Origin of the sequence: Brevibacillus choshinensis (assembly GCF_001420695.1) — a bacterium.
GTDB lineage: Bacteria > Bacillota > Bacilli > Brevibacillales > Brevibacillaceae > Brevibacillus > Brevibacillus choshinensis.
Window position 1 is genome coordinate 1,061,656 of sequence record NZ_LJJB01000013.1, and the last position, 16,703, is coordinate 1,078,358.

The following is a 16,703-nucleotide window of genomic DNA, read 5'->3' on the forward strand; positions in this document are numbered from 1 at the left end:
CTCAGGCCTCCTCTGATTGTTTATTCTTTTTCCAGGTCTCGAACTCTTCCCGTACTTTCTGGAAGACAGCTTGATCTGCACATAAATCATAGGCGGTCATAGCCAACGCTTTTGCCGCATGATTCATTCCGATCAGGCCATCCTCAGACGCAGTTGCCACTGTAAATTCTGGTGTATGGGTGCCTGCCTCTGTTATTTTGATATAAGGATGGATCGTCGCCGTCACCTGTCCGACATTCCCGATATCCGAAGAGCCAATGCCGCCCTTTTTCGGTGGATCGCTCACTTCAATCCCCATCGCCTCCAGATTTTCAGCAAACAATCCCGCAAGTGCATGATTGTTGTTTCGCTCCGCATAGACGAGACCTTCTTTGATCTCTGCACGCGCCCCGACCGCTTCGGCAGAGTGATGTACGGTCTTGTAGACCTTTTCTGTCAGCTCGCGAAGCTCCCGTACATTGGCTGCTCGGAGAATAAACTTGGCTTCGCAGTATTCCGGCACGACATTTGGTGCATCTCCGCCTTTTGTAATAATGCCATGAATCCGCACATCTTCCTTGCAAAACTGGCGCAGGGAATTGATGGCAACAAACGTGTTGATCAAGGCGTCCAATGCACTAATGCCTTTTTCTGGCGCAGAGGACGCGTGAGCCTGCTTCCCGTAAAAGCTAAAGGTCGCATCGACACAAGCGAGTGCACCACGCAAGACCATCGTCTTTTTGTGAGGGTGGCACATCATAGCAGCATCAACTTCATCAAATACACCTTGTCCACACATGATGATTTTGCCTCCGCCATCTTCTTCTGCTGGCGTTCCCATCACGATGATGCGACCAGGCAAATCAGGGATTGCCTTTTTCAGTGCCAATGCCGCTCCTACAGCCGACGTCCCGATCAGATTGTGACCGCAAGCATGTCCAATCTCTGGTAGCGCGTCGTACTCCGCGAGCAAGGCAATCGTAGGTCCCCCTGGTCGTCCTTCCCACGTTGCACGGAAAGCGGTTTCAAGTCCGGCTATCTCACGCTCTACTTCAAAACCTGCTGCCACCAGCGGCTCCGTCAACCATTGTGATGCTTTTTTCTCGAAAAAACTGAGCTCTGGGTTGGCATGGATCGCCAAGGCGATCTCACGCAGCTGGGCATCAAGCTCATCGACGGCTTGTACAATACGCTGTTTGTTCTCGGAAGTCTGTCCCATATTCCTGATATAGCCTCCTTTTCTTCCTTCGTAGACATTTCGAAAAATTGAAATAGATTGGAATGCACTCATTGTACGATCATGCTTTTTATAAGTAAAATTAAAACATTTTAACCCATAACTATAATTTTTTTTATAGCTTGGCAAAAATAAAAGAGGCCATCATCACTTTGGAAGGATAACGACCTCTTGTGTTTTTGCTGATTTTGTTTTTCCACTTTTGTCTTCGTCCTGCGTTGATTCATATCCACAAAGGCGAAGATACTTCTGTTCAGCTCCGGGTTGCGTTTTCCTTCACGCTCCAGCTTTTCTCGATGCTTGCGCGCATTGCTTTTTGCCATATGACTCACTCCTTTGTTCTATATGATAAGCCGCATGGGGGTCGGATGCAACTAAAATGGGGGAATTACCAATATCACTTGTCCACTCCCAAAGACTCACCCTCGAATAAGCTGTAGGGAACGGGAGGTGATGCGTTTTTGAAAAAGCCAACTGCATCCAGAGTAGAGAATCAAGTCTATTCCAATCGAGTCTTACGGTCCGAATTCGATAGGAAATGGCGGACTTTCGTGACCCGTAGCGGGTATGTGTCGTATATCGCAACGGCAAATCGCGCCAAGGTAGTCGTCCTGCTCTCCAACGGTTCCCGCAAGCTCCTCATTTTCAACAAAGGCGGGCGAGTCCTCGTAGGCGGCGGAGGTACTAGTCATTATAGTAAACCTCATGTCGCGCAAGATCTGTAGGTTTTCGCTGGCAACAAAAAATGCCCTTTCTTTTGAAAAGAACTGGGCATTTTTCATTTCGTTTACGTCAGCTCGTAATTTTGCAGAAACTCCACAAATCGATCGACAACGGCAAACTTCAAGGTTGCCTGTCTATACAGCATCCACGTCCGCCTTTTGATCGGCTGGCCATCCTTGAGCGTCAGGTCCACGGTGTACAAATTTTCATTCGGCCTCAGAAACACTCGTGGAATGATGGCGTAACCCAAACCAAACTTCGCCATCTCCTTGCAGGTCTCGTGACTATCCACCTGCATGGTGATTGTCGGGGGCTCTTGATAGCGCTCGTACCACCACTGGTCGATCGCATGACTGAGCGAGAACGACATCTGGTCGCCTAGCTTCAACGCCAGCTTGGGAGCACGGTAATTGATCCGCGGTAAGGAAGGCAGATCTTCGAGATTGATTTTTTCTTTGGAGACGAGGCAAATATTTTCTTCCTGAATCAAATGCTTTTGGTCGAGCCACTGGAACTCCCCGCGAATAATCCCCACCTGTATCTCTTCCTGCAGCAGCATATCGAAAATCTCAGAGCTAAAGCCCGTGTCTACGTGAATCTGTACCTTGGGATACAGCTCCAAAAACTTTTTAATGATCAGCGGAAGCTCGTACTGTCCAAAATAGATGGACGCCCCGATGCGTAGCGTTCCCTGCACTTCCCGCTGCATGTTGATGATATGGTCTTTCGTGTCTCGCAACTCGGCTAGCATTTTGTTCGCATAGATCGCCAAGTACTCGCCCTCTGGCGTAAAGCGAATGCCTTTTCCGTGTTTGACGATGAGTGGAACCCCAAATCTTTTTTCCAGCTGCTGCAGACGGTACGTCAGGGCGGGTTGCGTCATGTACATCCGCTCTGCTGCTCTCGTCAAGCTCTTCTCCTTGCTCAAGGATTGCAGCAAAAACCAGTCTTTTTCGTCCATGCTACCCCCCTGCCTCGGAAACGTCCCTTATCCGCGCTTCATTTTTACCAGTCGGATAAAATGTTCGTCCCGCTCTTTCAATTTTTCCTCTACGGAAGTATCCGCATACGAATAGATGCCCGATCCGGTCTTCGTGCCGAGCTCGCCCTTTTCCACCAGCTCCTCGATGAGAGCAGGGGCTTTCTGGGATGCATCCAGTACGGGTGCCAGATTCTCAATCACTCGCTTCCACGTATCCAGTCCACCGAAGTCCGCCGTTTCGATCGGGCCGACAAAAGCCCAACGGAATCCAATGCCATCTTTCATGACCGTGTCAATCTCCCGCGCATCTGCTACACCTTCCTTCAGCAAAGAAAAGGCTTCTCTCATCAGGGCAGCCTGCAGGCGATTGGCGATAAAGCCCGGAACATCCTTTTTCAACAATACCGGAGACTTCCCGATCTTGACCATGAGATCCATGACAGCGGATACAACTTCATCCGATGTTGATTCATGCCGAACAACTTCCACCAGCGGGACAAGCTGTGCCGGATTGAAAAAGTGAGTGATGATGATCCGATGTGGCGTTTTTGCCTTTTCAATCAGTCGCGCAATCGAGAAGGTAGAGGTATTGGATGCAATGATAGCATCTTCTTTCGCTAAATGCTCCAATTTCTCAAACAGATCCCATTTCATTTCGATGACTTCCGGGATCGCTTCTGTGATTACGTCAGCCTCCGCGACAGCTGCCTGGAGATCGGTGGTCAGAACTATACGCTCCAGAGCGTCCTGCATGGCTTGCTCGGTAATCACTTGCTCGGTGACGAGAAGGGACAAGCTGTTCTCGACGCTATGTTTGGCTTTGCTCAAAAACTCTTCTTTTAAGTCGTAGAGGGAGACGGTGTAACCAGCCAGCGCATATTCCTGGGCAATTCCGTGGCCCATAACGCCAGATCCAATGACTGCTACATGATTTGCCATGTGAAGTTCCTCCTGAGATGTAAATATTCGACGCTTACATTTGTACGTATACGAAAAAAGTTTCGACTCCTTCCACACTATCGCTCCACGGATACAAAAGTGTTACAAAGATTCGAAAGCACTCCTATAGCTGCCGCTTCTGGAAGCACACGTTATCCGTTGTTTTCTACAGGGATAGCTGCCGATTGTAATGCTCGCAAACAGAGCGGCGTGACTAGCGTACCGATGGCGATCACCGTAAACGCCCCTCCCCAATGCCCATAATCGAGAACCAAGCCAAATACAGCGGGTGAAATGATCGTGAAACTGAATCCTAAAACGGATTGAACGCCCAATGCGATACCGAGTACCTCAGGGTCCGTTATATCGGCGATAGATTTGTTGTAAATGGGAGAATCCGCAATAATTGTGAAGCCATAGAGCAGAGCGATACCCCCAACGATCCAGACAGGAAAGGAAATCATCCACCCAATGGAAAAAGAGCAGGCAATGCTGAGCCAAATGAACAGGCGAATGGCGCGCACGTTTCCCCAATGATCCGCTAGCTTCCCTCCGAAATAGGTGGCAATCCCGCCAATCATGACAATCAGGGAAGCACTTAGATTTCCCCAGGATAGCGCGTCAGAAATTCCTTTTTGCTGAAAATAATACACCATAAACGGCCCCATCCAAGCCCACATCGCATACAGTTCCCAGCAGTGACCCGCATAACTGAAATTGACCAACAAATTTTTCTTAGCCACAATTTTCTTAAGTAACGCAAGTGTGACAGGGGTCGATGAAAGCGTGACCTCTGGAATATTTGATATCAGAATCAGACCACAGGAGAGAATGGCCGCGCACGAAGTAACTACAATAACTCCTTGCCATCCCCATGCATTCTGTAAGATGCCTGACACAAATAAAGAAAAACCAGATCCAACCACGAGGGAGCCTACAAAAATACCCATCGCTTTTCCTCTTGAGGCAGGTGGAGCTAATTGGGCAACAATCTTCATTCCGGGCACATACACCCCGGCGATCCCGATTCCTGAAAGCAGACGAAGAAGCAGCGCAGACCAGAATCCTTCCGCAAAGGCAGCAAATAATAAGCCACTGATTCCTGCGACGAGTGACCCATAAGCAAACGAATACTTTGGATTGTACTTATCACTGGCAAAACTGTAAAAAATGACTGCCAATACATAACCAAGATGAAAGGTCGCCACGATGATACCTGCTTGGGTGGATGACAGATCCCACTGTCCTTGGACTACAGGCATGATGGCAGAAAAATTAAACCATACTTGCATCGATAGAAACTGTGCGATTGATAACATCCATAGCACGCGTTGGTTCATCGGCGCCTCCTTATTGAGACCTTTTTTGAAAGTATAGCACGCGTAGAATTATTAGTAAGAAAATTACAAAAAGTTTTTATCACAAACGAAAAAACGCAAGCCCGGTTCCATCCCCGAGCTTGCGGCCTCCATGCTACTTATAAAAACCGGCGATGTACTTTCTTTCCATCGTACGTAAACAAGACTTGACGATCCTCGACGACTGTCTCCAGGTGCACGTTTTTTCCCCACAGCGTATAGACGTACGGCAACGTTTTTTCCACGTATTTGACATCCAGCTCCAGTCCCTCGAAATGATGCTTCAAGTACATTTCTCCGGATCTCAAGTAGTCACCATCGTGGACCATGACGTACGGGAAGCCACCATTGACCCGTGTACCCGCCAGACCGTCACGCACTTGCTCCCACTGTTTCTCCGAGACGACCCAATCATTCCCCTGCTTGCCGAACATGTAGAGATCCAGATCGGCCACCAAGTCTTTGGTCATGAAATTGCTGATAAAGCTGATGTCTGATTCCAGCTCACGAACCTCAAAAATCTTGGCGCGCCCTTCTCCCGGCTTGCGTCCAAACCGCTCCTGCTCTTCCTTGGTCGGTTTATCCCAGCGTCGCTCGATATCCTCGAAAATTTTCAAGCCCAAATGATAGGGATTAATACTCGTGGTGGAAGGCTGGATGACGGAGGAATGCAGCTTGGCAAAATCGATAGTCTCCGCCTCTGTCAGTTCCATTTCTCGCAGGATACGCATATGCCAGTAGGTCGCCCAGCCTTCGTTCATGATCTTGGTCTCCATCTGTGGCCAGAAGTAGAGCATCTCATCGCGGACGATTGTCAACACGTCTCGCTGCCAGTCGTCCAGTATGCTACTGTACTCCATCACGAACAGCAGCACGTCCTTTTCCGGCGAGGGTGGGAATTTGCGTACAGGCTTCACCGGATCGCTCTCATTCTTTTCCTGACGATCCAATCCCCACAAATCATCATACGGAGAATGACGTTCGGTTCTCCCTTTCTTAGAGGCATCGTCTGGTTCGCGTTTCCAGCGCAGCTTGGGTCGCAACAGACTCGGATCAATATGCTCCTGAATGGCAAGACTCGCATCGAGGAGATTCTCCACCGCTTCTTTTCCGTATGCGATCTCGTACTGACGGATGCGCTCCGAGCTGGCCGCCATGCTCTCTACCATGTCTCGGTTTGTGTTGGAGAAGCGCATGTTGTTCTTGAAGAAGTCGCAGTGTGCCAAAACGTGCGCGACAATCAGCTTGTTCTGAATCAGCGAGTTGCCATCCAGCAAAAACGCGTAGCAAGGATTGGAGTTGATGACTAATTCGTAAATTTTGCTCAGGTTGAGATCGTACGACAATTTCATGCGATAAAACGACTTTCCGAAGCTCCAATGCGAAAACCGCGTCGGCATTCCGTAAGCTCCAAACGTATAGATGATATCCGCCGGGCAGATTTCGTATCTCATCGGATAAAAATCAAGGTTGAACCCCTTGGCAATCTCAGTAATTTCATCAATAGACCGCTCTAGCTCTTTGCGTTCTTCGTTGGTCAATGCCCTTCCCCTCCCATTTGCCAAAGCCTATTTTATATATATGGAGAAAGACGACAAAAGAAGACAGCAATCCGGAAAAGGATTGCTGGCTTTGCAGTTTACGGCTTCGCGTCCAGTTTTTTCTCCTTCGTTCACTGTCCCTCATATAATTTATAGCAACAGACACTTACGACCTATAAAGAGGAGTGGGGTCATGGGATGGAAATACAAAAAGGCTGTGAAAAATATTTCCCGTAAACGTATTTGGCTGGTGAGAAATAAAAAAGGAGCGACCGGATACTTCAAGTGTCCCCAAAGACATCGAATGAACAAGTACCGCCTGATGGTTGCCAACGAGTACATTGCTGCTTCGCTTGCCCGTCTTTTGGGGCTCCCTGTGGCCAAGCTGAGTCAGGCGACCGTACGTGGGCCAAAAAAAGAAAAAATGCGGGGCATGGTTTCCATCAGAATCCCCGCTGCTGAAGTCATTACGTGGAAACAGGCTGACAAAATGGTGCACCTCGCCCCTGAAAAACATGTGAATCACAGCGAGCTTTTGGCGCAAGTAGTCGTATTTGACACGTGGATTCTCAATCCTGACCGCACAAGTGTTAACATCATTTTATATCGCAACTCCCTCATGGAAAAATATAACTGGTATTTGATTGACCACGGGAGTGCCTTGTTCGGGTCACCGAGCAAATCGCCGCTCTTCAATAGAGTAAAAGCAAAGCATCCCCAGCTAAACAAATGCATACGATTGTCCAACGGCATAAAACCGTTGATCATAAGAAACAAAGCGGCGGTAGCAGACATGATCCAAAAAATCGAATCATTAACCGAATCGGATATTAAACGGGCAATCAAGAGAGTTCCCAAGTTCCATTTGACAAAGGCAAAAAAACGTTTCATCAAAAAACTTTTGCTTTTTCGCAAACGGAAACTGGGAAAAATCATGGCTGATATATTGGATCGGTTAAACAATAACTTCCGGGCCGTTCTTTAATAGAATCCGCCAGAGGTCTCCTACTTCTTAAGCGGAGGACCTCTGGGGAATATCAACGCAAAAAAAAGCATCCCCAGTTTGGGAGATGCCTTTTAGCCTGATTTGCCATTAGAAACTTCATATTATTTCTGGAACCAATCGCGTACACCGGTATAAATCAGAGCACCCGAGAAGACCAGCATCGCGATCAAGCCGATCCCATCCACCAAGGGATTAAGTCCGTTCAGGAAAGTACCGTCGAGCGGGGTTTTCAACAAAGCATAGCCACCCACAAGACCGCCAGCAAGAGAGAGCCATTTGTTCATGTCACAATCACCTCCCGATGCAGCAGCGGTAAGCGTTGCCACTGCGTTACTTCAATTTATGACGGGAGTTGACAAGCGGTCTGTACGCGAGTCCAACACACTGTTCATCAAATTGCAATTGGGCAACGCACGTCCATTTGGAGTAAAATAGATTCGATAACCACGGATTGACGCGAGCTTTTGCGAAGCTTTGATAAAAGGAGTGAATGACGCATGAAACTGTTTCTGATGCTAGGTAGTATCAGCGGCTTTTTGTCTGTCGCATTGGGAGCTTTTGGTGCCCATGCGCTGAAGGAAAAACTGGACGAGTATTCTCTCGGTATTTTTCATACTGGGGTTACCTACCAAACCACACACGCTCTGGCCTTGATTGTGGTCGCTTTCTTGATCAAATGGTATCCGGATTCATCAGGCCTGACTTGGGCGGGATGGTGCTTTGCGATCGGTACCCTTATTTTTTCGGGAAGCCTCTATGCGTTGGCGGCGTCCGGAGTCAAAGTGCTCGGGGCCATTACACCAATCGGTGGCCTGCTGTTCCTCGTAGGCTGGGCCTTGCTCGCCATTCATGCTTGGAAAGCGGTATCGTAACAAGTCCAAGCAGACAACAGAAACAACGTCCAATCACTGTGATTAGCAGCTGGTTGGGCGTTGTTTTTAGATCGGCACCCCTCTTGGGCGACTGCCATATGCTGTAGGGTTACCACACTCAAAGGAGAGGAACCGATGGCAAAGTCCTCCTTCAACCCGTCCCCCTATTACTACGGAATGCCAGACGTCTACATGCAGATGGGCTACTACCCGTTCCCTACTCCGCCAGCCACGGAGCAGCTCCCCCGACAAGTACACATCCCCTATGCGATGTCGATGGCTTCCCAATGCAAATACTTTCTCGGACAAACGGAAAAAGTAATCGCTGGCACAAACGACCAGAGCTTTGGGGCTTTGGCGAATCCGTTTCGTTCTGGCGTCCTTTTATATGTTTTTGACTGGCATGTGACGAATCTCTCCGATCATCCTCTGGAGGTACAATTCTGGTTCGGAAAAACAGAGTCGATCGTTGGGGCCAAATCATCTCCTGCTATAACACCTGGCTACGCGCAGCTCTCTCCCTGTCCCCCTTCCCAAGGAAAGATTCTCTTTTCTACCGGAGGCACCGACTTGCCACGCGGAGGAGCCGTCGCCACGACGAGAATCATTCCATCAATGAGTACGGCAGGAGCAGAAATAAACGGACAGTGGATTCTCGGGCCAGGAATGACACTGATGGCTCACGTTCCTGCGTCAGAGAAAGGTGCCTCCTTTCTATTTTCGACAGGCTGGTGGGAACAACCCGTCTTCTGATCTGATCAAGCGACGAACCACAGAGGTACGGATGTGCGCGCAAAAAAGCGGAGTGCCTAAGCACCCCGCTACATTTTTACAATAAAAAACCCTTCACATACATGTTGAAACACCAAGTTCCCTATGATAGAATGGGAATTGGTCTCTTGATGTAAACAATATTCAAACTCATTTTTACCCAATATTATCTTATCACACATCTAGGGTAGTTGTCAAACCCTCAAGACCAATAATGGGCATGAAAAAGGAGCGGTATCATGAGCGAAGCTGACCAAGACAGACTAAAGGAGCAACAGCGGGTAGAGCAGGTCATAGCAGAGATCAACAGACAGATCGCCAGCCTACAAGATCATGTCACAGAAGTCAGTGCTGACATCGTGGGAATCCGCAAGCATTTTTGGGACGATGTCACCGTCAACTTTGAGGATGCTACCGAAGCGGCCGAGACTTACGCCAGCATCAAACAGCAAGCTGAGGTCCTGTCTGAACGCGAGCGCGTCCATCGACATGCGCACAATAAGCTGAGGACGCTGAATCGCCTGGTGCAATCCCCCTATTTCGGACGAATTGATTTTCGCGAAGAGACAGAAGCATCGGCGGACCCGATTTATTTGGGTATCGCTTCTCTGCTCGATGAGCGTGAGGAGCAGTTTTTAGTCTATGACTGGCGCGCCCCCATCTCCAGCCTGTATTACGATTACTCTCCAGGACCTGCCGATTACGAGACACCGAGTGGAACCGTCTCTGGTGAAATAACGTGCAAGCGCCAATATGTCATCCGGGATGGACAGCTGCTCCATCTTTTTGACACTGGCGTGACGATCGGCGATGAGCTTTTGCAGGAAGTATTGGGCAAGCAGGCTGACTCGCAAATGAAGAGCATCGTCGCCACGATCCAACGAGATCAAAACCGCATCATCCGCAATGAGTATAGCCGACTCGTCATCGTTTCGGGTGCAGCCGGAAGCGGGAAGACCTCTGCCGCCCTGCAACGCATTGCCTATTTGCTGTACCGTTACCGGAAAACGCTGCGCGCCGAGCAAATCGTGCTGTTCTCTCCCAACTCGTTGTTTAACAGCTACGTTTCTACTGTCCTCCCTGAGCTGGGAGAAGAAAACATGCAACAAACGACGTTCCAGGATTACGCAGAACACCGGCTCGGCTCGACTTTTCAGCTGGAACACCCGCTAGCGCAAATGGAGTACGTGCTGACCGCAATGAAGGAGCCTGGCTATGCGGAACGTCTGGAGGGCATCCGGATCAAAACATCTCCGCGTTTTATGCGAGCAATCGATGACTACGCTTCTCTCCTCAAAGAGGACGGCATCCTGTTCCGCCCGATTACTTTCCGAGACAGAGTCATCGTCAGTGCTAAGCGCATTCGCAATCATTTTTACTCTATGGAGAGCTCCATTTCCATTCCCAATCGGATGGCTCTACTCGCGAAATGGCTGCTCGGGGAACTGAAGAAACAGGAACGACTGGAATGTTCCAAGCCGTGGGTCGAAGACGAGCTGGAGCTTTTGGACAAAGACGCATTTGTGGCGGTCTATCAGGAGCTGCGCAAGAAGAATCAGTTCAGGGAAGACACCTTCAACGACTTTGATCGCGAGCAAGAGCTGCTTTCGGCAAAAATCGTAAAGAAGCACTTTCGACCTCTGCGCGAGTCGGTTCGCGAGCTGCAATTCATTGATACCACGGCTACGTATCGCCAGCTCTTTTCTGATTCAGCTCTGGCTACGACTGTCTTTTCCGTAGAGGAAAGACCTGAGCTGTGGGCCGAGATCTGTACGCAAACCGTGGAAAGATTGGATAAAAACGAGCTGACCTACGAGGACACTCCTCCATTCCTGTACTTGCAGGAAAAGCTGGAGGGCTTTCAGACCAACAACATCGTCCGGCATGTCTTCATCGATGAAGCACAGGACTACTCGCCATTCCAGTTTGCCCTCCTACAAAGGCTCTTTCCCCGTGCCAAAATGACGGTACTGGGTGACTGGAATCAGGCCATTTATGCCCACGCCTACGATAGCTCGAGCTTTGAATCTGTCGCCTCGCTCTATGAGCCTGAGCAGACAGAGACGTTTGTCCTGACAAAAAGCTATCGTTCGACGGAGCCCATCGTCGAATTTACCCGCCAGCTAGTAAAAGACGGCGAACGAATCGAGCCATTCCGTCGTGCGGGTCGCAAGCCTAGCGTGACGATCACGCCCAATCATGAAGCACTCACTGAAAAAATAACCGCGCAAATCCAGAAGCTGCAGGCAGAAGGGCATCAAGCCATCGCGGTCATCACCAAGACGGCCGAGGAAGCACAAGCAGCCCATGAGCGCCTGCGCGACAAGCTGGATATTCGGATGATCGGAACCCGCGCGATTGCCTACGAGACTGGAGCCTTGATCATCCCGTCGTATTTAGCAAAAGGTGTAGAATTTGACGCGGTACTCATCTATAACGCCTCGTCGGAGCGCTATCATCTGGAGAGCGAGCGAAAGCTGTTTTACACGGCCTGCACGCGCGCCATGCATGAATTGCATCTATACAGTGTCGGAGAAGTAAGTCCGCTCCTCACCTCTGTGTCGCGTGATAGATATGAATGGTTTCAATAAGGAATTCTATGTAAAAGAGACCCGGCTGACGCTTGACAAAAGCGTTCAACCAGGTCTCTTTTCCCTTTTTTTCAGACCCACACAGACTGCAACCGCCAGCAAAATGAGATCAAACTCGTAGCCGTTCTTTCCCGCCTGCCCCATGAAACCATGGTCCCACTTGACAGTCACAATCGCTCCCAGCATAATCACAGCCAAAGCCCACGCTGCGTAGTGAGACCATATCCCCAAAATCAAGGCAAGTCCTCCCACAATCTCCACAGCCATCACAGGGTAAGCCAACCACGGGGGCAATCCGAGGTCACCAAACATCGCCGTGACCACCGCCATTCCTTTTTGTAGCTTGGCAATCCCGTGCACGAGAAAGATGATGCCTGTCACGATCCGCAGAGCGACAAATGCTTTTTCTCCCGCCATCTTGTCTCCCTCCTCCCCACTACCTTATGCGAGGAGAAGGACAATCAGTCGAGACAAGTTCAAAAATGGCTCCTCTTTCTCTTTACATAGAAGATGACTTTGACGCAACATTCCCGTGCTGTCTTCTCGCATGCAGCTGTCGGCCCATCCAATAAAACACCAGACTGACGAGAGCACATCCTCCCATGATGAGGAACATCGCTGGCCCTCCATAAGCAGACAAAATCATTCCACCCGCCCAAGGTCCGAGGAAGCTCCCCAGCTCGCTGACGCTCTGCGCCCCGTAGTAAGTCCCCCGCATAGTAGCTGGACTGATTTGATCGATCTGAGCGTATTCGGCGGGTACGATCAAGATCTCACCCAAGGTAAATACGATCATGGCGGTCACCATCCAGACCCAACTTACCGAGAAAGCAAATCCAACTTCCCCCACAGCCATCAGCACAGCTCCACCCGCTATTCGGGAAAACAAGGAATACCTTTCGACTAATCGGGTCAATGGAATTTGAAAGAGCAATACGGTAAATCCATTGGCGCTCATCATCACACCAAATAGTGCTACCCCTTCGGCCACATGTTCCTGCAAGTACTGGGACAGCGTGACAGACATTTGTCCGTGCACGGTGACCAGCAAAATCCCACCCAAGACAAAGGATAACAACGCCGTATCCCGACTGAGGACCTTCCACATTTGCCCCAGACCAGGCTTTTCTTCTACCGCTTCTCCCTGACCATCGCCCACTGCATAACGCTTGCAAGCTACCGCGAGCACAATAGCAAATAGGACATAGGAGATAGCTGTCATCAAAAACGCTGTACCACTCCCGGCAATACCGAGAAATGCTCCGAGCATCGGACCGATTGCGACTCCGAGATTGTTGGCCAAATACCGATTGGAAAAGACACGAAACCGTTTGTCCTCCGGTGTCAGATCTCCCATCATCGCCTTGGAGACGGTGCCATAAAACGATCCCGCCAAACCTTTGACGAGACTGACCACTAACAGAGCTACTGGATGACTGACCGTGATAAAGGTAGCAAACGCAGCAGCCATGACCAGCATGGACAGGATCATGAGCTTGCGCCTGCCAAACAGATCGGACAAGATCCCTCCGAGAAAACCACCAACCGTGCCCGCCAGTGGCCCAGCCCCAATAATGACCCCGATGTAAGCAGGCCCGAGCGTCGTTGTCTCACTTAAATAGATGGCCAAAAACGGCATGCTCATCGCTTGCGTGAGCATCACAAATACTGTGCCCGCCATCAACAGATGGACAACGGGATGATAAGCCTGCCAATATTGCCGCAACTGATTCATTCTGCTCGTTCCCCACTTTCCAAAAAGGAACGCAGCAAGACAGGCAGCCTATCAACAAATGACTCGCGCAAGCTATAGTAAGAAATCGTCGTTGTCCCTACATAATGAGCCCGGATCAATCCAGCTCGCCGTAGTGCCGTGACATGGTGGTGCACTGTACTTTTCGCCAGACCTACATGTTGTTGCAGCTCACTCAGGGTACACGTCTTTTTCGCCAGAAGCCGCAGGAGCAAGAGACGTTTTTCGTCCGCGAGACATTGTGTCAAGGGCAGCAGCTCGAGCAGAGGTTCGGAATGTTCCCGAGCAGCATCGCCAACGGGATAAAGACAAGTAGCCATTCCCCGATAGAAGTCGAGAACGGAGGTCGGGGCGCAATGGTATTGGGGAATGAGCACGACCTGCTGCAAATCTGCCATCGGCTCGATCCAGATCCCGTTTGTCGCTTGATCAACCAGCTCCATTGCAGGTGTATGCCCGATTTGTGCCGCCAGCTGTCGCGCACTCTGCTCGAGACGTTTCATGATTTGAGGCTCCAGCTTGGAAAAATAATGCTCATTCCAACGCGTCAACAGGGACAGACTGTGGTCGCGGATTTCTCCCAGATTCAGCGGGATGGTATCGACCCACGGAGCCAATCGCTCGTAGATCTCACCCGCTGGAATCTCCTCCAGCCAGACGAGGAAATCTTCGACCGTCTGTTTCTTCGGTGACTGCGCAACGAGTAAAACCAGGCGATGCAGTACCTCCCAGCGCTGATCTTCCAGCTCGCGAGCGAATGCATCTGGCAGCATCCGCGTCGTTTCTTTCTTCCACTCACTTCCGAGCTGGAAGTGTTTTCTCTCCTTCTCATGAATGTACGCATACAAACTCATAATGCATTCATAAGCGGCAGAGCATTCGATTTTCATTGAATAATAGTTTTTCATTCGATCACCATCGAACCTTTTTGTTTTATCCTACCATGCCCTACTCATTGCGTATAGAGCCAGCATCTGTTTTTTTGTATAAAAAATAATAAAGCCAGCCCAACATGAATGGTGTCAGACTGGCAAAGCTACGCTTCCTCTATCAATGCAGCAGTTCAATAAAATCTTGCAAGGAATGGGACATCCACTTCTTCGGACGCATGATCATTTGCAAGTCCAATCGGATGTCAGGATGACTAAAGGGAAGGGCGGTCAATTCCCCTCGCTGAATTTCTTCGTCGGCAGCCATACGCGGCAGCAAAGCGATCCCGGAGCCTGTCATCAAGCAGCGTTTGATCGCTTCTGGATTCCCTAATTCCAAGCCTACGCGATAGGGAATTCTTTGCTCTTGCAGAACCCGCTCCAGCATGATCCGATAGTTGCAGCTTGCTTCCGTCATGATCCATTCCACGTCGCATAGCTGGTCGAGTGTAATCGTACCCATCGAGGACAACGGATGAGTGGGGCTCGCTAGTAGCTCCAGTGGCTCTTCCCTGATTTTTACCCACTCCAGGGCAAGATCAGAAGGCTTGCTCTCCAGCAAAAGCCCTATATCATAATCGCCTTCCTTGACCTTCTCGACGATGGCAGTTTCCCGATCTGGCTGAAGCCGGATGGTCAGCGTCGGATACTTTTGGCGAAGATGTTGAATCAGGGCCGGAAGATAGTAGGAAGCCAAGGAATCAATCGTCCCGATCGTTAAGGTCCCCCCTCCCTGGAGGGTCAGCGTCTCCTTCGACTGCTGATACAAATTGAGCATCTGTACCGCGATTTTCAGCAGCTCTTCCCCTGCGGAAGTGAGGCGCAGACTTTTCCCGTAACGTTCGAACAATTTGACACCGTAGGACTGTTCCAGCTTCTGTATTTGCATCGTCACACTGGACTGCGCGTAGCCCAGCTCTCCAGCGGCTTTTGTAAAGCTCTGATGGAAGGCAACCTCTCGAAATGTTTGAAAATAAGTGAGATCCATATCGTCACCACTTCAAAATTATTGATATTACTTATCACTTATTATAGATAACACTGATATCGAACGCCATGGTAAAGTACTAACAACGAGAATAACGGGGAGGAACACCACATTGTTACAAGAACGCGATTTGCATGGAATCTACGCGCCAGTCATTACACCTTTTTTACCAAATGAAGAGCTGGATCTGGACTCATACCGGAAGCATGTGCAGGAGCTCTTAAACCATAACATTCACGGCCTGATCGTCAACGGGACTACAGGCGAATCTCCGACCGTATCCTGGGAAGAAGTCACTCAGCTCGTCCAAGTAACGAAAGAGGTGCTCAACGAGAGTGGCAAACAGCTTCCACTCGTCGTAGGTACAGGTACCAATAGCACCGCATCAACCGTAAAGCGGACGGAACTGGCAGGAGAACTGGGAGCGGATGCCGTTCTCGTCGTCACGCCATACTACAATCGCCCACCGCAAGCAGGTGTCATCGAACATTATCGCCGGGCAGCTCAAGTGGGTGTCCCCGTCATCGCTTATGAAATCCCTCATCGCACAGGGCTTCGCTTGGCTGCAGATACCATCAAAGCCGTCTTGGACCTGGATGGCGTGATCGGAATAAAAGACAGCACAGGTAGTCTCGATCTCCTGAGTGAACTTACCAAAGGAGATACGAAACCGGTCCTGTGCGGCGATGACATCCTATTTCTTTCCATGTTACAGCACGGAGCAACGGGAGGCATTTTGGCCTCTTCCATGATCCAGACTGAGGTTTTTGTCCAGGTGTATGAGCTTGCCAAACAAGGCGAGTTTGATCAGGCACAAAAAACCTTCGATTCTCTTGTTCCTATGATTCAAAAACTGTTTCAAGAGTCGAACCCTGCACCAATCAAGTGGATTTTGACGCAGCAAGGCATCCTTTCCTCCGATACACTGCGTCTGCCGATGAGCCCGATCAGCCAAGGCCTGCAACAGGAATTGAAAGAGCTGTTCCCAGCCTTTGCACGATAAACGTCACATCTTCGCAACTTCAGCGGGACTC

At 49.9% G+C, this 16,703-nt stretch carries 18 protein-coding genes; 7 read left to right on the plus strand and 11 right to left on the minus strand.

Going from position 1 to position 16,703, the window contains the following annotated elements:
* Position 1: 1 nt before the first annotated feature.
* A complete protein-coding gene (locus tag AN963_RS25325) occupies positions 2-1,198 on the minus strand; it encodes a M20 family metallopeptidase (RefSeq protein WP_055747291.1) in 1,197 nt (398 codons plus the stop codon).
* Between the two features lie 110 nt (positions 1,199-1,308).
* Positions 1,309-1,539 carry a hypothetical protein gene (locus AN963_RS25330; RefSeq protein ID WP_055747292.1) on the minus strand — a complete coding sequence of 77 codons (231 nt, stop codon included), beginning with the start codon at positions 1,537-1,539 and terminating at the stop codon, positions 1,309-1,311.
* A 138-nt stretch (positions 1,540-1,677) separates the two neighbouring features.
* Between AN963_RS25330 and AN963_RS30590 the strand changes: the two genes are divergently transcribed.
* Positions 1,678-1,941: a hypothetical protein gene (locus tag AN963_RS30590; protein ID WP_083497057.1), complete on the plus strand. Its 264-nt coding sequence runs from the start codon at positions 1,678-1,680 to the stop codon at positions 1,939-1,941.
* 62 nt (positions 1,942-2,003) lie between these two features.
* Here AN963_RS30590 and AN963_RS25340 read toward each other — a convergent pair whose 3' ends face one another.
* The 4 genes from AN963_RS25340 to AN963_RS25355 all read right to left on the minus strand — a co-directional run bounded on the left by AN963_RS25340 (position 2,004) and on the right by AN963_RS25355 (position 6,759).
* Entirely contained in the window at positions 2,004-2,900 is an 897-nt protein-coding gene (locus tag AN963_RS25340; RefSeq protein ID WP_055747294.1) for a LysR family transcriptional regulator, read from the minus strand.
* A gap of 27 nt (positions 2,901-2,927) precedes the next feature.
* A complete protein-coding gene (locus AN963_RS25345; protein ID WP_055747295.1) occupies positions 2,928-3,860 on the minus strand; it encodes a 3-hydroxyacyl-CoA dehydrogenase family protein in 933 nt (310 codons plus the stop codon).
* 152 nt (positions 3,861-4,012) lie between these two features.
* Positions 4,013-5,200 carry an MFS transporter gene (locus tag AN963_RS25350; RefSeq protein WP_236708090.1) on the minus strand — a complete coding sequence of 396 codons (1,188 nt, stop codon included), beginning with the start codon at positions 5,198-5,200 and terminating at the stop codon, positions 4,013-4,015.
* Between the two features lie 137 nt (positions 5,201-5,337).
* Positions 5,338-6,759 carry a SpoVR family protein gene (locus AN963_RS25355; protein WP_055747296.1) on the minus strand — a complete coding sequence of 474 codons (1,422 nt, stop codon included), beginning with the start codon at positions 6,757-6,759 and terminating at the stop codon, positions 5,338-5,340.
* Between the two features lie 193 nt (positions 6,760-6,952).
* Between AN963_RS25355 and AN963_RS25360 the strand changes: the two genes are divergently transcribed.
* The gene (locus tag AN963_RS25360; protein ID WP_055747297.1) at positions 6,953-7,744 is read left to right on the plus strand and encodes a HipA family kinase; all 792 of its coding nucleotides are present in this window, start codon (positions 6,953-6,955) and stop codon (positions 7,742-7,744) included.
* A gap of 122 nt (positions 7,745-7,866) precedes the next feature.
* Here the strand turns inward: AN963_RS25360 and AN963_RS25365 are convergent, their stop codons facing one another.
* Positions 7,867-8,049 (minus strand): hypothetical protein, encoded by a 183-nt coding sequence (locus AN963_RS25365; protein WP_055747298.1) that lies wholly within the window; start codon positions 8,047-8,049, stop codon positions 7,867-7,869.
* Between AN963_RS25365 and AN963_RS31255 the strand changes: the two genes are divergently transcribed.
* The 4 genes from AN963_RS31255 to helD all read left to right on the plus strand — a co-directional run bounded on the left by AN963_RS31255 (position 8,048) and on the right by helD (position 11,999).
* The gene (locus AN963_RS31255; protein ID WP_161827305.1) at positions 8,048-8,200 is read left to right on the plus strand and encodes a hypothetical protein; all 153 of its coding nucleotides are present in this window, start codon (positions 8,048-8,050) and stop codon (positions 8,198-8,200) included. The two genes, AN963_RS25365 and AN963_RS31255, sit on opposite strands and share 2 nt — an antisense overlap.
* Positions 8,201-8,262: 62 nt before the next feature.
* Positions 8,263-8,637 carry a DUF423 domain-containing protein gene (locus tag AN963_RS25370; RefSeq protein ID WP_055747299.1) on the plus strand — a complete coding sequence of 125 codons (375 nt, stop codon included), beginning with the start codon at positions 8,263-8,265 and terminating at the stop codon, positions 8,635-8,637.
* A gap of 135 nt (positions 8,638-8,772) precedes the next feature.
* On the plus strand, positions 8,773-9,390 hold the full coding sequence (locus AN963_RS25375; RefSeq protein WP_055747300.1) for a DUF6143 family protein: 618 nt from the start codon (positions 8,773-8,775) through the stop codon (positions 9,388-9,390).
* A gap of 257 nt (positions 9,391-9,647) precedes the next feature.
* Positions 9,648-11,999: an RNA polymerase recycling motor HelD gene (gene helD, locus AN963_RS25380; protein WP_055747301.1), complete on the plus strand. Its 2,352-nt coding sequence runs from the start codon at positions 9,648-9,650 to the stop codon at positions 11,997-11,999.
* 45 nt (positions 12,000-12,044) lie between these two features.
* Here the strand turns inward: helD and AN963_RS25385 are convergent, their stop codons facing one another.
* The 4 genes from AN963_RS25385 to AN963_RS25400 all read right to left on the minus strand — a co-directional run bounded on the left by AN963_RS25385 (position 12,045) and on the right by AN963_RS25400 (position 15,669).
* Positions 12,045-12,416, minus strand: coding sequence for a DoxX family protein (locus AN963_RS25385; RefSeq protein ID WP_055747302.1), 372 nt, complete (start codon positions 12,414-12,416; stop codon positions 12,045-12,047).
* An 82-nt stretch (positions 12,417-12,498) separates the two neighbouring features.
* Entirely contained in the window at positions 12,499-13,734 is a 1,236-nt protein-coding gene (locus AN963_RS25390; protein WP_055747303.1) for an MDR family MFS transporter, read from the minus strand.
* Positions 13,731-14,660 carry an ArsR/SmtB family transcription factor gene (locus AN963_RS25395; protein ID WP_055747304.1) on the minus strand — a complete coding sequence of 310 codons (930 nt, stop codon included), beginning with the start codon at positions 14,658-14,660 and terminating at the stop codon, positions 13,731-13,733. The genes AN963_RS25390 and AN963_RS25395 overlap by 4 nt, the downstream gene beginning before the upstream one ends.
* A gap of 142 nt (positions 14,661-14,802) precedes the next feature.
* Positions 14,803-15,669 (minus strand): LysR family transcriptional regulator, encoded by an 867-nt coding sequence (locus AN963_RS25400; RefSeq protein WP_055747305.1) that lies wholly within the window; start codon positions 15,667-15,669, stop codon positions 14,803-14,805.
* A gap of 112 nt (positions 15,670-15,781) precedes the next feature.
* Between AN963_RS25400 and dapA the strand changes: the two genes are divergently transcribed.
* Positions 15,782-16,672, plus strand: a complete 891-nt coding sequence (dapA, locus tag AN963_RS25405) for a 4-hydroxy-tetrahydrodipicolinate synthase (RefSeq protein ID WP_055747306.1) — start codon at positions 15,782-15,784, stop codon at positions 16,670-16,672.
* Positions 16,673-16,703 lie beyond the last annotated feature (31 nt).

Excerpts from the sequence above, each read along its gene's own strand:
- AN963_RS25330 (WP_055747292.1), bottom strand. The coding sequence starts at position 1,539 with ATGGCAAAAAGCAATGCGCGCAAGCATCGAGAAAAGCTGGAGCGTGAA.
- AN963_RS25370 (WP_055747299.1), top strand. The coding sequence starts at position 8,263 with ATGAAACTGTTTCTGATGCTAGGTAGTATCAGCGGCTTTTTGTCTGTC.
- AN963_RS25390 (WP_055747303.1), bottom strand. The coding sequence starts at position 13,734 with ATGAATCAGTTGCGGCAATATTGGCAGGCTTATCATCCCGTTGTCCAT.
- AN963_RS25350 (WP_236708090.1), bottom strand. The coding sequence starts at position 5,200 with ATGAACCAACGCGTGCTATGGATGTTATCAATCGCACAGTTTCTATCG.
- AN963_RS25345 (WP_055747295.1), bottom strand. The coding sequence starts at position 3,860 with ATGGCAAATCATGTAGCAGTCATTGGATCTGGCGTTATGGGCCACGGA.
- AN963_RS25365 (WP_055747298.1), bottom strand. The coding sequence starts at position 8,049 with ATGAACAAATGGCTCTCTCTTGCTGGCGGTCTTGTGGGTGGCTATGCT.
- AN963_RS31255 (WP_161827305.1), top strand. The coding sequence starts at position 8,048 with ATGTCACAATCACCTCCCGATGCAGCAGCGGTAAGCGTTGCCACTGCG.
- helD (WP_055747301.1), top strand. The coding sequence starts at position 9,648 with ATGAGCGAAGCTGACCAAGACAGACTAAAGGAGCAACAGCGGGTAGAG.
- AN963_RS25340 (WP_055747294.1), bottom strand. The coding sequence starts at position 2,900 with ATGGACGAAAAAGACTGGTTTTTGCTGCAATCCTTGAGCAAGGAGAAG.
- AN963_RS25385 (WP_055747302.1), bottom strand. The coding sequence starts at position 12,416 with ATGGCGGGAGAAAAAGCATTTGTCGCTCTGCGGATCGTGACAGGCATC.
- AN963_RS25395 (WP_055747304.1), bottom strand. The coding sequence starts at position 14,660 with ATGAAAAACTATTATTCAATGAAAATCGAATGCTCTGCCGCTTATGAA.
- AN963_RS25325 (WP_055747291.1), bottom strand. The coding sequence starts at position 1,198 with ATGGGACAGACTTCCGAGAACAAACAGCGTATTGTACAAGCCGTCGAT.
- AN963_RS25360 (WP_055747297.1), top strand. The coding sequence starts at position 6,953 with ATGGGATGGAAATACAAAAAGGCTGTGAAAAATATTTCCCGTAAACGT.
- AN963_RS25375 (WP_055747300.1), top strand. The coding sequence starts at position 8,773 with ATGGCAAAGTCCTCCTTCAACCCGTCCCCCTATTACTACGGAATGCCA.
- AN963_RS25400 (WP_055747305.1), bottom strand. The coding sequence starts at position 15,669 with ATGGATCTCACTTATTTTCAAACATTTCGAGAGGTTGCCTTCCATCAG.